Here is a 13,989-nt window from a genome sequence, read left to right as displayed (position 1 = left end):
TCTCGGTGTAGTGCGGGTCACTAAGGTATACATCGAATTGCATGCAAGCATGCATCGATGATACCTTTTGACCCTTTAATCATAAAATCAAGGCTTGAAAAAGAAAGGAACAGGACATGAAAATAGTAATAATAGATGATGATAATCTCGTATCACTTTCGCTGAATACAATACTGAGCGCACAGGATGACATAGAGGTGTCTGCGGTTGGAGACAGCGGGCAGCAGGCGGTAAAGCTGTACGAGGAGCATATGCCAGATGTGATGCTCATGGATATAAGGATGCAGGGCATGACAGGTCTTGAAGCAGCAGAAAAAATACTCGGAAAATATCCGGATGCCAAAATACTTCTTCTGACTACATTTTCGGATGATGAATACATTGTAAAAGCAATCTCGCTGGGGGCGAAGGGCTATATACTAAAACAGGCCTTTGAGAGTATTGCCCCGGCACTTAGAGCTGTAAACAACGGACAGACAGTGTTTGGAACACAGATAATGGACAGGATACCACACCTGTTCGGAGCTGATGGTAAAGCTTCATCAGGCACCGGTCAGGCCCGGTTCATTGACGCAATGAAGAGCTATGATATAAGCGGCAAGGAGCTTTCAATCATAGAGCTGGTTGCAGAAGGACTAAACAACAAGGAAATAGCGGATGAGCTGTATCTGAGTGAGGGAACCGTACGAAACTATATCAGTGTCATACTTGAAAAGCTGCAGCTGAGGGACAGGACACAGCTTGCATGCTTTTATTATAAAAGTATGGTATAACATGAAAATTTCTCAATAAGGAAATCTTCCCTTGCAATATACCCCACCGGGGTATACAATACTCTTGAAGACAGATACCCATAAGGGGTATGGTTAGATATGTGAAACAAATGCATAATGCGGAACAAAGAACAAATGGAGGCACCCATGGCAGAAAAAGAAACCAAATGCTGTTGCTGCAACCGCAAAAAAGAGCGGTCAGAGCAGGAATATAAGGATCTCATCAACAGACTTAGCCGTATAGAGGGGCAGATCCGTGGAATCAAGCGTATGCTGGATGAGGATTGCTACTGCCCTGACATCATCACACAGGTGGCGGCCGCAAATGCCGCGCTCAACAGCTTCAATAAAGTCCTTTTGGCCAATCATATAAAGACGTGTGTGGCAGATGACATAAGAGCCGGCAAGGATGAGACAATAGATGAGCTTTTGAACACACTGCAGAAGCTTATGAAGTAGCATTATAAGAAGGCAGGTATAAAAATGAGTACAATAATCACAATATTAATAATAGCAATAATTGCCGCTCTGGTGATTGTGGGCTTAAAGGAGACTATTAAGCATTCAAAGGGAGAGGGCGCCTGCTGTGGCGGTGGAGCCATGAAGGAGGACGAGGAAGCCACAGTACAGCTTACAGGCGAGATAGTCACGAGAGCAGATGTGCACATAGACGGAATGCACTGCATGAACTGCAAGAACTCAGTCACACGCTCGCTTCAGAAGATGAGCGGAGTATCGGCAGATGTGGATTTAAAGCATGGCGTGGCACATGTTGAGGCAACCAGAGAGCTAAGCGATGAGGAAATCACATTTGCCATCGAAAGACTGGATTTCAAGGTGACAGGAATTGAGAGATTTTAGAAAAGGCTTCTGAATAGTTAGATTCGAATAGTAGAAAGAAGGAAATACAGACAGTATGAAGCAATATTCAGTTACAGGAATGAGCTGTGCGGCATGCTCTGCCAGAGTGGAAAAGGCGGTCTCTAAGGTTGATGGTGTGACGAGCTGCTCTGTCAGCCTTTTGACCAACTCGATGGGAGTCGAGGGAAGCGCTACAGATGCGCAGATAGTGGAGGCAGTAGAGCAGGCGGGCTATGGAGCAAGTCCCAAAGGCACAGCAACAGAATCAGAAAATGACAAAGCGAATAACAGCTTAGAGCAGCTAAAGGCAGCGCAGGATGCGCTTGTAGACAGGGAGACACCGAAGCTGCGCAACAGGCTTATAGCATCGCTCATATTCTTAGTTGTTCTCATGTATTTTTCCATGGGACATATGATGTGGGGCTGGCCGTTGCCTGAGTTTTTCAATGGAAACCATGTGGCTATGGGGCTTTTGCAGCTTCTGCTTACAGTGGCGGTAATGGTCATAAACCAGAAGTTTTTTATCAGTGGCTTTAAGGGCTTGATTCACGGCGCTCCCAACATGGATACGCTTGTTGCGCTTGGCTCTGCGGCATCGTTTGGATACAGCGTGTATGCACTTTTTGCCATGACAGCTGCGCAGGTGAATGGCGATATGGATGCGGTCGTGTCATATATGCATGAGTTTTATTTTGAATCCGCAGCCATGATTTTGGCACTGATTACTGTCGGAAAAATGCTTGAAGCGCACTCAAAGGGCAAAACAACAGACGCTTTAAAGAGCCTGATGCAGCTTGCCCCAAAGACAGCAACCGTTGTAAGGGATGGCGTGGAGCAGGAAATTTCTGTGGATGCAGTGAAAAAGGGCGATATTTTCGTGGTCAGACCGGGGGAAAATATCCCTGTGGACGGTGAAATAATAGAGGGAACAACCGCTGTCAACGAATCGGCACTCACAGGAGAGAGCATCCCTGTGGATAAGCAGCCGAAAGATGCAGTAAGCGCTGCCACAGTGAACCAGTCAGGCTTTATAAAATGCCGCGCAACCAGAGTAGGCGAAGACACCACACTCTCACAGATTATACAGATGGTTTCTGATGCCGCAGCGACAAAGGCACCTATTGCAAAAATCGCTGACAGGGTATCGGGAGTATTTGTGCCGGCGGTTATTACAATTGCAATCATTACAATAATAGCATGGCTTATAGCCGGTGAGACAGTGGGCTTTGCGCTTGCCAGAGGCATTTCGGTGCTCGTGATAAGCTGTCCTTGTGCACTTGGACTGGCAACTCCTGTTGCGATAATGGTAGGAAATGGCAAGGGCGCAAAGAGCGGTATACTCTTCAAGACAGCGGCAAGCCTTGAGGCAACAGGCCGCACACAGATTGTGGCTCTTGATAAGACAGGCACCATAACAAGCGGTGAGCCGAAGGTGACGGATATCGTGCCGGATAAGACATTTTTTGAGGAAATCGGCAAGCATGCCGGTGAGTGTCAGCGTAAGGCAGACGATTTAAACCCGTACTCATCAACAGATAAAGCACTGTGGTCAAGGAAGCTTCTTGCAATAGCCGCATCAGTCGAGGCCAAGAGCGAGCATCCGCTTGCAAAAGCCATTATGGAGCGCGCTAAAACGGATGAAATCGCCGTTGCAGAGGTGACGGATTTTAGCGCTGTTGTAGGAAATGGTCTGACTGCAATACTTGCAGGCAAAATGATAAAAGCAGGAAATCTTGCTTTTGTCAGCAAATTTGTAAAAGTGTCAGATGATATGCGCGCGAAAGCTGTCGAGTTTTCAAAGGAAGGAAAAACTCCTCTGTTCTTTGCCGCAGATGACAGGCTTTGCGGTATCATAGCCGTTGCAGATACAATAAAGGAGGACAGTCCGGAAGCTGTCAGACAGCTTAAAAATATGGGTATCAGAGTTGTTATGCTCACCGGTGACAACGAGCAGACTGCCAATGCCATTGGAAAGCAGGCGGGAGTGGATGAAGTCATCGCAGGTGTGCTTCCGGATGGTAAGGAGGCTGTCATAAGGAAACTAAAAAAACAGGGCAGGGTAGCCATGGTTGGTGACGGAATCAATGATGCACCGGCGCTCACACGTGCGGATATGGGAATTGCAATCGGCGCGGGAAGTGATGTGGCAATAGATGCAGCGGATGTTGTCCTGATGAAGAGCCGCCTGATAGATGTACCGGCAGCAGTGCGGTTAAGCCGTGCTACATTGACAAATATACACGAAAATCTGTTCTGGGCATTTTTCTATAATGTAATAGGTATTCCACTTGCGGCCGGTTTGTGGTATCCTTTATTAGGATGGAAGCTCAATCCGATGTTTGGAGCGGCGGCGATGAGCCTGTCGAGCTTCTGCGTTGTTACCAATGCCCTGCGGCTGAATCTGTGCAGGGTGTATGATCCTAAGCATGACAGAAAAGCAACACCAGATAGAAAAAACAAAACAAATAAACCAAATGAAAGTGAGGAAAAATCAATGACAAAGACAATGAATATCGAAGGAATGATGTGCGGCCACTGCGAGGCAAGAGTAAAGAAGGCACTCGAGTCGCTTGATGCAGTTAGTGAGGCAGCAGTAAGCCATGAGAGCGGAACTGCAGTAGTGACATTAAGCTCTGACATTTCCGATGAGAAATTAAAGGAGACTGTAGAGGCTGAGGACTACAAGGTTACATCCATTCAGTAATCAGTCAGACAGTATAACAATATGAAGAAATATATAGCATTGGTATTGGCTGCAGTGCTGGTGCTTGGGATTTTTACAGGATGTGGTAACAAGGGCAACAAAGAGACAGAATCACAGACAGATGAGAAAGCCACTGAGTTGGTGAATTCTTCAGAAAATAATACTGAGGACAGTACGCAAAGCAGTACAGAAAACAGTACAGAAAACAGTACAGAAAATCAGAATGTGGCTGACACAGAGCAGCTCACCACAGAAAACGGACAGGAGAGCTCAGTTCTTGCCTGTCCGTCAGTAAACGGTAAGCTGCATGTGGAGGGCAGCAAGCTCGTTGATCAAAATAACAACGAGGTGCAGCTTCGCGGAGTCAGCACACACGGTCTTGCGTGGTATCCACAGTATGTGACCAATGATTGCTTTGCCACGCTAAAAAGCTTTGGAGCAAACGTGGTGAGGCTCGCCATGTACACCTACGAAAGCGGTGGCTACTGCACAGATGGTGACAGGCAACAGCTTGAGACACTTGTGCAAAACGGAGTGCAGTACGCACTAAACAATGACATGTATGTCATCATCGACTGGCATGTGCTTAACGATGGCAATCCAAACCGCTACAGTGATGTGGCAAATACTTTTTTTGCCAAAATGGCACAGCAGTATGCCTCATACAACAACGTGATTTACGAGATTTGTAATGAGCCGTGCAACGGTGCGACCTGGGGAGATGTGAAGTTTTACGCCAGCGAGGTCATTCCGTCAATCAGAAGCTACGACAAGGATGCAGTCATACTGATAGGCACACCTAACTGGAGCCAGGATGTGGATGAGGCAGTCAAGGACCCTGTCACAGGCTATGATAATATCATGTATACACTGCATTTCTATGCCGCAACCCACAAGGAGGACTTGCAAAACAAGCTAAAATCGGCGGCAGACGCCGGACTGCCGATATTTGTATCAGAGTTTGGCATCTGCAGCGCCGACGGAAACGGTCAGGTGGACATAGATTCTGCAAACAGCTGGATCAGCCTGCTTGACAGCTACGGCATCAGCTATGTGTGCTGGAATCTGTCCAATAAGGACGAAAAATCAGCGCTTCTAACACCTGCCTGCGATAAGACAAGCGGCTTTACCTATGAGGATCTAAGCGATGAGGGCAAGTGGCTGTACGGTGTGCTCACAAGTCATGTGACACCGTAAACACATGGCATATAAAAACATTCGGAGGTAATATACACTCAGCCGGCATGCACATGAGGCAGATGCAGATACTTCTCTCTGGTGGCAAGTCCGCCGCGGATATGGCGCTCGGACTTGTTGATATCGAGAATGTGACGCGCTTTTGCGGCAAGCTCCGGGTTTATGCGAAGCAGCCTGTCAGCATCCGTGATATCCTTGTGCACAGTGGATTTGCTGATGCCAAACTGCTTTGCAGCCTGACGCACCGTGGCATTGTTTTCAACTATGTAGTTGGCGATTTCCACCGCCCTTGTCTCAATATATGATTTCAAAAAATACTCCTGCATATTCTGTTGTTACAGTTTATGCAGGAGTATTTTTAATATTACACACAGGTTGTAATTCTATTTACATTTTTCATAATAAAATAAGAAAACGGTTTCTTAACAGCAGGAAAGATGTATCTTAAGTGAATTAAGCGTATGCGGATGCGATGAGCTCAATACATTTATCGTATCCAAGTACAGAGCTGTTTAGCACCAGGTCATAATTTTTCCTGCTGCCCCACTCCTTGTCGGTAAAGTAGCGGTAATTTACAGAGCGCTTCTTATCGACATCCTTTAGCAGCTTTTTGACCTCGTCATCGCTTTTTTGGTAGAGCTTTTTTATTCTTGCAGCCTTCTCAGGAGTGTTTGCCTCTATAAAAACATTCAGCACATCATCCCTGTCAGAAAGAATGTAGTCTGCGCAACGTCCCACAATAACGCATGGCTCTTTTTGCGCAATATCCTTGATGAGCTTCTGCTGAATATTGAAAATCTGGTCAGAAAGAGAAACTCCTGTGATGTCGCGCCCCACAAATGCATATGAAAAAATACTTCCGGCAGGTGCATATTCGCCCTGGTTTGCGACAATCTGTTCAGAGATACCGAGCTCCTTTGCCACATGCTCAATTATTTTTTTATCGTAAAACTCAATGCCGCATTTTTGAGCAATCTGCTCGCCGATAAAGCGACCGCCACTGCCAAACTCTCGGCTTATAGTGATTATTTTAAAACTCATGATGAAACCTCCCAGCTTATAAAAGTGTTTATAACTCATTATAACGTAATTGCACATAAAATCAAAACAGAAATTTAACAAAATCGCTTGCAGATAAGCACTCCGTAATCTATAATGACATAAGAAAACATGTTGCTTTTACGTAATCAATGAGATGGCAGCAGATAACATATGTTATGTTTTTGTTATTGTTTACACCACAGTGTGGCAAACAGCAATTACGTGACGTTTCAAAGATTGTAAAACAGCAGCATAGCGAATAAACAATTAGGAGGAAAACATGGATCAGGAAAAGGTCATAGTCATAGACTTTGGTGGTCAGTACAATCAGCTTGTTGCGCGCCGTGTCCGCGAGTGCAACGTGTACTGTGAGATTTACTCATACAAAATAGACATTGAGAAAATCAAAGAAATGAATCCAAAGGGCATCATCCTTACAGGAGGTCCAAACAGCTGTTATGAAGAGGATTCTCCATCATACCGGAAAGAGCTGTTTGAGCTGGGAATACCGGTGCTTGGCATCTGCTATGGTGCACAGCTTATGATGCATAAATTAGGCGGAAAGGTAATCACACCGGAGGTTGGAGAGTATGGAAAGACAGGAATCACATATTCTGCAAACGGCGTGATGTTCAAGGATCTGCCATCAGAATCAGTATGCTGGATGAGTCATTTCGACAGAATTGCAGAGGCTGCACCTGGCTTTGAGGTAGTTGCGCACACTGCAGACTGTCCAATAGCCGCAACACAGAATGTTGAGAAGAAATTATATGCAGTACAGTTCCATCCGGAGGTACTTCACACCAAGAACGGAACACAGATGATTTACAATTTCGTCCGTGGCGTATGTGGATGTGCAGGCACATGGAAGATGGATTCATTCGTCAAAAACACAATCGAAGAAATCAGAGAGCAGGTCGGTGACGGCAAAGTGCTCCTTGCACTTTCGGGTGGAGTAGACTCATCAGTACTCGCAGCACTCCTTGCCAAGGCAATCGGCAAGCAGCTCACCTGCGTATTCGTAGACCACGGACTTCTCCGCAAGAACGAGGGCGATGAGGTAGAGGGCGTATTCGGCAAAGGCGGTTCGTTCGACATCAACTTTGTCCGCGTCAACGCACAGGAGCGCTACTACAGCAAGCTTGCAGGCGTCACAGAGCCTGAGCGCAAGCGTAAAATAATCGGTGAGGAATTTATCCGTGTATTCGAGGAAGAAGCTAAGAAAATCGGAAAGGTTGACTTCCTTGCGCAGGGAACCATCTATCCGGACGTAGTGGAGAGTGGACTCGGCGGAGAATCTGCAGTCATCAAATCACACCACAACGTAGGAGGTCTCCCGGAGCATGTCGATTTCAAGGATATCGTGGAGCCACTCAAAAACCTCTTCAAGGACGAGGTACGCAAGGTCGGACTGGAGCTTGGATTACCTGACTATCTCGTATTCCGTCAGCCATTCCCAGGCCCAGGCCTTGGAATCCGTATCATCGGCGAAGTCACAGCCGAAAAGGTACGCATTGTCCAGGATGCAGACTGGATTTACAGAAGCGAAGTGGAAAAGGCAGCAAAAGAGTACAAAGAGGCCCACGGCGAGGAACCATCATGGATGCCAAACCAGTACTTTGCAGCCCTTACCAACATGCGTTCAGTAGGTGTCATGGGTGATGAGAGAACATATGATTATGCCGTTGCAGTCCGTGCAGTCCGCACCGTGGACTTCATGACAGCCGAAGCAGCCGAGATACCGTTTGAGGTACTTCAGACAGTGATGAGCAGAATTATAAATGAGGTAAAGGGAGTCAATAGAGTATTCTATGATTTGACCAGTAAGCCACCGGGAACTATTGAGTTTGAATAACGGACATTTGAGCCACGAATCCTTATTTTAATGGGATTGTGGCTCTTTTGTTTTGCTCCGTGATGTTAACGTGATGCTGAAAAATGACACCATTATTTTTCCTATGCATATTATACTGGATTGAAAATTGTCTTGATGTGTGATAAAATGACAGCCATGGAACCCACGACAGGGGGTGGTAGCCTCCCGAGCCAATGGACCGGTTTTCCGGAATACATAGGAAGGGAGGTGGCGCCGATGACAGCTTATGAGATCATTTCGATTTTCATTGGGATATTAGCTCTGCTGATGTCTTTTGGCAGCTTAGTTATTGCGTTGCTTGCCTTTCTCGACAAGAGAAACAAGCGAAAATAAAAATGCCTACTCTGTCGCAACCAGAGTAGGCGTCTCTATTTAGAGAAATAAGCTAACTCGGGAAACTCCACCTTTTGGAGTGGGGCTCCTGAGAGGCATCTGTTCGAGCAGGTGCCTTTCTTTATGCTTAATATATCACAATCAGCGGATGATTTCAACTTCATTTTACTGGTTTCGGAACTGATTCAGCCGGTCCGCAAGTTTCTGATCCTTATCAGGATAAAGATGTGAGTACGTGTCAAGAGTAGTCTTTACGGATTCATGACCAAGCCGGTCTGCAATTTCCAGAGCAGAGAACCCAAGCTCTATGAGCATACTTGCGTGGGAATGCCGCAGATCATGCACTCTGATCGGCTTCAGACCTACCCTTTCAGACACTCTTTTCATTTCCTTTTCCAGAGCAGTCTTCTGGAAGTAGAATATCCGATCACCCTTTTCAATCCCATACAGCTTTGAAATGTATTCCTGGATATCGTCATACAGGAAATCCGGAATGGAGATACACCTTTTGGATTTTGGTGTCTTCGGTTCCAGAAATATCTCTTTCCCCTTTACCTTTGCATAGTTTTTGTTTATGTCTATCCTCTTGGATGGAAGAATATCCGCTGGTGTCAGTGCGAGCAGCTCTCCGGAACGCATACCGGTATAGAACAGGATATCAAAAGCCAGCTTCATGGATGATTTGCTGATAGCCTTGGAAAATTTCTCGTACTCAGCCTGTGTCCAGATATTCATTTCGTCAGCATTGCTTTTTCCCATACTGCCTGCGGCCTTGCAGGGATTGAGGGCGAGGTGGTAGTGCGAGACAGCATAATTCATAATAGCGGACATCTGATTGTTTACAGTTTTCAGATATGTTTGGGAGAAAGGCTTATCGTCTCTGTCCCGGAATGAGATAAGCTCATTCTGCCATTTGCGTATCTTGATCGTATCAATGTCGCACACTTTCTGTCTTCCGAAGTAAGGGAGTAGCTTTGTATCTATGATAAACCGCTTATTCTCCATTGTGGTAGGTTTGAGGCGGTGTTCCATATCCTCGAGATAATTGGTAACAAGCGAGGAGAACAGTATGTCGCTAGTAGCATTCTGCTGATCCATGAAAGTACGTTCATATTCTTTTGCTTCACGCTGCGTAGAGAAGCCCCTTTTGCAGATATGCTTCTTCTCTCCAGTCCAATCGGTATAGTAGAAGTTGGCATACCACATCGTTTTTCCATTTTTCAGAGTATATTTATATGCTGGCATGCCGCACCCCTTTCCATTCTTTGCAGATTATTTATCCTCCGAAGTGAAATTCTTTCTTATACTTCGGTTTTTCGTATTCTATGCCTTTGTAATGATAGTATGACCGTTCCATAGCCTCTAGAGTGAGCAGATCAATCTCCCTGGCAGAGAGGATTCCGTCATTCTTCCTGTGTGTCCGGATCCGGTAGAATTCGGACCTGGATTCCTCGTCGAGCTTTGCCAGCCTTTCTTCAATCTCTTTTTCAAACTCTGGATCGTAGATATTATCATCCGCCTCAGCCTGACGTTTGAGCTTGGCACGAACCTGTGCTTCCAGTTCCATAAGGGATTCAGCCCCTTTTTTCTGTTGTGACTTTCTGTACTCTTTTTCAAGATCGCTTATCTTTTGTGAGGTTTTGCCTGCATCATACATGGTATGTACCTCCTTAATCGTACTTGTCAATCTGCTCTTTTAATTTTTTTACACTATCCTTGACTTTGTCGTATGAATCCGCATCGCCTCGGTCGCCTTTATCCATCATGACATCAAGAGATAAGAAGTAGACATAATTGTGTAAGTAATAATCAGCCGACTTCTGGGTATCATTTTTTCTTTCGTCATAAGAATAGTCAGAAGCATAACTTATATTCTCTTCAATGTTTTCTAATTGTTCCTGAGCATCCTCAGCAGATATATCTCCAGATAAATAATTTTGACCTATTTCGTAAGCTTTTTTAGCATTGGTTAAAGCCTTATCACTTGCCGATTGCTCGTGACCACACGAACATAGAATAAGCGATGATAGTAGTACATATAAAATTCTTTTTTTCAAAAAACAATCCCCCCTTTTTTAATCTGACGACCAATCAGAAAAATACTATCTTTTATGGTGACCTCGGTACCACGCGAGGTCTATTATTTTCCAACAACTTTTCTTTGATCATCTGCTGCAACAGACGAGTGTGGTTTTTCGTATCCTTTAATAAGATCCACTATTTGTCCCATAATCCACACTTTATCAATATTTGTTAGTTGGTTGTAATATTGAAGAATATCCTGAGAGGAATTATTCATAACAGGATGCTTTTGAATCGCATTATTTGCATATGTTGGGATTGGATCTTTGGCAGATATTCCAACACCATCGTCCCTGTTTTGGATTTGAATATTAAATGCATATACTAATTTTGCAAATGTTATATCATCAGTGCCATTCAAAAGATCTTTAGATATTCTTGTAGAGCATGAAGAAATCACTTCAAGCACTTTCATCTTATTGGCAAGTAATAAATCCCAATTACTAAAAACACCAGATTCCAAAAGATAGTCTGTTGGAACATTAAATATACTAGATAGCTTTACTATTGCATCGATGTTAGGAGTGGATATATTTTTTTCCCAATTACTGATAGTTTGCTTGATAACTCCCATTCGTTGACCTAACTCTGCTTGTGTCATTGATGAAGCAGTTCTTAAATTTCGAATTACATCACCTATCATGTTACACCTCCTGTTAAAAAATATTATAGTCCAAAATTATTGGATTTCAACAAAAGTCCAAAAAACATTGACAAAACACTTGACAATCCATAATCAATGGACTAATATACAGATAAGTCCAAGAAAAATGGACGGAAAGGAGAAGCCAAAGTGAGAGAATTGAACTCTGTACTCATAGGTAAGCAGATTAGAAATGCTAGAAAAAAAGCCAAACTTACACAGTCTGAACTTGGATTAAAAATTGGACGATCCAAGCAATGGGTATCCGAATTAGAGAGAGGTCATATTCGTTTGACCTATGAGAGTGCTGTCCAAATATCTTTGGCTTGTGGAATAACTACTGATTTTTTTTGTTCTAAAAGTCCACAAACCATAGACTAATGTTTATAAAAATATTTTATTGCAGAGAGGAAGAAAAATAAATGGGAACAAATCCTACAAAAGCTGCTGATAACATCTACTGTCGGTGTAGAAAAGAAGCTGCAAAATACAATGACAAGTTGAATAGCCGTGAAGGAGCGGCTGAACTTCTTGGAATTTCTGCTAGTACACTTGCTGATTATGAATTAGGTATTACAAAGATTATCCCAGCTGATGCGATTTTGAGAATGGCTGATCTTTATAATGCACCGGAACTCAGAAATCACTATTGCAAGTATAGCTGTCCTTTGGGACAGGATGTACCGCTGGTTGATACAGAAAGCTTAGACAGAATTGCTGTAAGAGCCCTTGCTTCACTCAAAAAGGTACAGGAATCAAAAGAAAACCTTTTAGATGTCGTAGCCGACGGAGTGATATCTGAGGATGAAAAACCAATTTTGCAGGACATACTTAGCAACTTGGATGAGTTGACAGCTGTATCACAAAATCTAAAAGTTTGGGTTCAAAAGAACCTGGAATAGGAGGCTTTATGGAAGCAGTAAGAACCGCACCGAGACCATTTCTTACCGTAAAGGAAGTTATGATTTTACTCGGTTGCAAAGAAGACTTTGCGTACAAGACGATGCGCAAAATCAATAAGGAATCCGAGAGCCAGGGATATATCAGCATAGGCTCCGGAAAAGTCAATAAGCATTTATTTGCGGATAAGTTGCAGATTCCGGAAGAGGATATTGAGCAGGCAATTCAGTATGTAGCTGCACAGGAGAACAGATAGGAGGTAATCATGGCATATTACAATGTCTGCCCTGTTTGTGGAAGCAATCTTGATCCGGGAGAACGGTGCGATTGCCAGAGTATAAGGGCAAAGGAACAGGAGAAGAACAGGCTGTTTTTCAGCCAGATGTTGAGAACAGAAAAGAACAGCGGTCAGATGTCGTTTGCATTCGAACATCCGGGAGGAGGTGCGATAGGAGCATGAGAAATAAGTGCCTATTTGCATTGGGATTGGTATTTGCCATGTCCCTGACCTCAATTGTCGCATTTGCTTTCAGCTTTACCGGAGAGCCGGACGTAAAGAACGATCAACGACAGATTGTTGTAGTGACTCCTGCGACAGAGAGTGAGGAAACAACCTCAGAGCAGACAGTTTCGGCAGAAACAGAGGACACAACAGCAACCTTACAGTCGGCTGGCAGTTCATTGAGTGGAAGCATGGACTGGGATGCGGAAGATGCTTATATGCTTGCCAAGATTGCAATGGCAGAAGCGGAATCCGAGGACACCGAGGGCAAAGCTCTTGTAATACTGGTGGTATTAAACAGAGTTTGGAGCGAAGAGTTTCCGGATACGATTGCAGGAGTTATTTTTCAAGACGGACAGTTCAGTCCGATCAGCAACGGTCGGTATGACGAGGTCGAACCAGACGCAGACTGTTACAGAGCATTACAGCTTATCCAGATTGATGGTTGGGACGAAAGCCATGGAGCGACTTACTTCGAGAGTAAGAGCGAATCCAACTGGCACAGCGAGCATCTGACATTTTTGTTCAAGCATGGGAAACATTATTTTTACAAGGAGTGATGAAGAGTGAAGAGAGACTTGATAGCAGTTACTTGGTCATTGCTCGTTACCGGAGCAATAAGCAAATGGGCTTTTCACGTTGCATATCTGGAAAGAGGGTACAAGGCGGTAGGCGGTGAGTATCTTGTGATATTGGTGGCTTATATGGCTGCATGGAAAGCAATTAACTATTTATTTGATTCGTTGGAGGAATTGGAATGTGAAAGAAATCGTAGAAAAAAGAGAAGTAGAAGAACTGCTCGGATGCGAGATTACAGATGAGCAGTTTGAACAGGCATTAAAGTATGCCAGACATAAGCAGGAGTACATATATCAGCGTGAACAGAGAGAGGTCGTGTTACAGCACTGGTATCTCGTTAAGCTGACAGAGGAATATGTGAGAAGTCTTGCGTTTTCAAAATTCACAATGGATTTATGCAGTGTACTGAGAGATATGGAAAAAGAGTGCTCGGACAAAGTCCAGAACACCCTCGTAAGCAACCATATTGTACCACAGCCAACTGCTTAAAATCAATAA

At 44.3% G+C, this 13,989-nt stretch carries 19 protein-coding genes; 13 read left to right on the top strand and 6 right to left on the bottom strand.

The genetic code is table 11. The features are described 5' to 3' along the window. The first annotated feature begins 116 nt into the window (after positions 1–116). The 5 genes from ACTQ1L_RS01960 to ACTQ1L_RS01940 all read left to right on the top strand — a co-directional run bounded on the left by ACTQ1L_RS01960 (position 117) and on the right by ACTQ1L_RS01940 (position 5,535). Positions 117–773 carry a response regulator transcription factor gene (locus ACTQ1L_RS01960; RefSeq protein ID WP_117920155.1) on the top strand — a complete coding sequence of 219 codons (657 nt, stop codon included), beginning with the start codon at positions 117–119 and terminating at the stop codon, positions 771–773. A 147-nt stretch (positions 774–920) separates the two neighbouring features. Then, positions 921–1,232 (top strand): metal-sensing transcriptional repressor, encoded by a 312-nt coding sequence (locus tag ACTQ1L_RS01955; protein WP_055061093.1) that lies wholly within the window; start codon positions 921–923, stop codon positions 1,230–1,232. Between the two features lie 24 nt (positions 1,233–1,256). Next, positions 1,257–1,634 carry a heavy-metal-associated domain-containing protein gene (locus ACTQ1L_RS01950; protein ID WP_015515627.1) on the top strand — a complete coding sequence of 126 codons (378 nt, stop codon included), beginning with the start codon at positions 1,257–1,259 and terminating at the stop codon, positions 1,632–1,634. A gap of 55 nt (positions 1,635–1,689) precedes the next feature. Continuing rightward, on the top strand, positions 1,690–4,338 hold the full coding sequence (locus ACTQ1L_RS01945; RefSeq protein ID WP_441365260.1) for a heavy metal translocating P-type ATPase: 2,649 nt from the start codon (positions 1,690–1,692) through the stop codon (positions 4,336–4,338). Between the two features lie 21 nt (positions 4,339–4,359). Next, positions 4,360–5,535, top strand: a complete 1,176-nt coding sequence (locus tag ACTQ1L_RS01940; RefSeq protein ID WP_441365259.1) for a cellulase family glycosylhydrolase — start codon at positions 4,360–4,362, stop codon at positions 5,533–5,535. 38 nt (positions 5,536–5,573) lie between these two features. Here ACTQ1L_RS01940 and spoIIID read toward each other — a convergent pair whose 3' ends face one another. Both spoIIID and ACTQ1L_RS01930 read right to left on the bottom strand, forming a co-directional pair. Next, on the bottom strand, positions 5,574–5,846 hold the full coding sequence (gene spoIIID, locus ACTQ1L_RS01935; RefSeq protein ID WP_321110452.1) for a sporulation transcriptional regulator SpoIIID: 273 nt from the start codon (positions 5,844–5,846) through the stop codon (positions 5,574–5,576). 142 nt (positions 5,847–5,988) lie between these two features. Then, entirely contained in the window at positions 5,989–6,576 is a 588-nt protein-coding gene (locus tag ACTQ1L_RS01930; RefSeq protein WP_055163513.1) for an AAA family ATPase, read from the bottom strand. A 280-nt stretch (positions 6,577–6,856) separates the two neighbouring features. Here ACTQ1L_RS01930 and guaA point away from each other — a divergent pair, with 280 nt between their 5' ends. Further along, the gene (guaA, locus tag ACTQ1L_RS01925) at positions 6,857–8,431 is read left to right on the top strand and encodes a glutamine-hydrolyzing GMP synthase (protein WP_441365258.1); all 1,575 of its coding nucleotides are present in this window, start codon (positions 6,857–6,859) and stop codon (positions 8,429–8,431) included. Positions 8,432–8,950: 519 nt separating this feature from the next. Here guaA and ACTQ1L_RS01920 read toward each other — a convergent pair. The 4 genes from ACTQ1L_RS01920 to ACTQ1L_RS01905 form a co-directional block, all read right to left on the bottom strand. Then, positions 8,951–10,030, bottom strand: coding sequence for a site-specific integrase (locus ACTQ1L_RS01920; protein ID WP_055237824.1), 1,080 nt, complete (start codon positions 10,028–10,030; stop codon positions 8,951–8,953). Positions 10,031–10,061: 31 nt separating this feature from the next. Beyond that, the gene (locus tag ACTQ1L_RS01915; RefSeq protein ID WP_441365257.1) at positions 10,062–10,442 is read right to left on the bottom strand and encodes a hypothetical protein; all 381 of its coding nucleotides are present in this window, start codon (positions 10,440–10,442) and stop codon (positions 10,062–10,064) included. Positions 10,443–10,455: 13 nt separating this feature from the next. Next, entirely contained in the window at positions 10,456–10,842 is a 387-nt protein-coding gene (locus ACTQ1L_RS01910) for a hypothetical protein (RefSeq protein ID WP_118389124.1), read from the bottom strand. Between the two features lie 83 nt (positions 10,843–10,925). Then, positions 10,926–11,510 (bottom strand): helix-turn-helix domain-containing protein, encoded by a 585-nt coding sequence (locus ACTQ1L_RS01905; RefSeq protein WP_441365256.1) that lies wholly within the window; start codon positions 11,508–11,510, stop codon positions 10,926–10,928. Positions 11,511–11,660: 150 nt separating this feature from the next. Here ACTQ1L_RS01905 and ACTQ1L_RS01900 point away from each other — a divergent pair, with 150 nt between their 5' ends. The 7 genes from ACTQ1L_RS01900 to ACTQ1L_RS01870 are packed head-to-tail and all read left to right on the top strand — an operon-like array spanning position 11,661 to position 13,980. Next, a complete protein-coding gene (locus tag ACTQ1L_RS01900; RefSeq protein ID WP_441365255.1) occupies positions 11,661–11,891 on the top strand; it encodes a helix-turn-helix domain-containing protein in 231 nt (76 codons plus the stop codon). Positions 11,892–11,932: 41 nt separating this feature from the next. Next, positions 11,933–12,412 (top strand): helix-turn-helix domain-containing protein, encoded by a 480-nt coding sequence (locus ACTQ1L_RS01895; protein WP_441365254.1) that lies wholly within the window; start codon positions 11,933–11,935, stop codon positions 12,410–12,412. A gap of 8 nt (positions 12,413–12,420) precedes the next feature. Continuing rightward, entirely contained in the window at positions 12,421–12,666 is a 246-nt protein-coding gene (locus ACTQ1L_RS01890; RefSeq protein ID WP_118389128.1) for a transcriptional regulator, read from the top strand. Positions 12,667–12,675: 9 nt separating this feature from the next. After that, positions 12,676–12,870 (top strand): hypothetical protein, encoded by a 195-nt coding sequence (locus ACTQ1L_RS01885; RefSeq protein ID WP_055237817.1) that lies wholly within the window; start codon positions 12,676–12,678, stop codon positions 12,868–12,870. Then, positions 12,867–13,472 carry a cell wall hydrolase gene (locus tag ACTQ1L_RS01880; RefSeq protein WP_441365253.1) on the top strand — a complete coding sequence of 202 codons (606 nt, stop codon included), beginning with the start codon at positions 12,867–12,869 and terminating at the stop codon, positions 13,470–13,472. The genes ACTQ1L_RS01885 and ACTQ1L_RS01880 overlap by 4 nt, the downstream gene beginning before the upstream one ends. A 6-nt stretch (positions 13,473–13,478) precedes the next feature. Beyond that, complete coding sequence (locus ACTQ1L_RS01875; RefSeq protein WP_441365252.1) at positions 13,479–13,733, top strand: hypothetical protein; 255 nt, start codon at positions 13,479–13,481, stop codon at positions 13,731–13,733. Further along, positions 13,672–13,980 (top strand): hypothetical protein, encoded by a 309-nt coding sequence (locus ACTQ1L_RS01870; RefSeq protein WP_441365251.1) that lies wholly within the window; start codon positions 13,672–13,674, stop codon positions 13,978–13,980. The genes ACTQ1L_RS01875 and ACTQ1L_RS01870 overlap by 62 nt, the downstream gene beginning before the upstream one ends. Positions 13,981–13,989: the final 9 nt, after the last annotated feature.

It is taken from the genome of Agathobacter sp. LCP21S3_B2 (assembly GCF_052118705.1).
Lineage (GTDB): Bacteria > Bacillota > Clostridia > Lachnospirales > Lachnospiraceae > Roseburia.
Note: the sequence above shows the minus strand (reverse complement) of the source record. Positions and strands in the feature narration are given on the sequence as shown.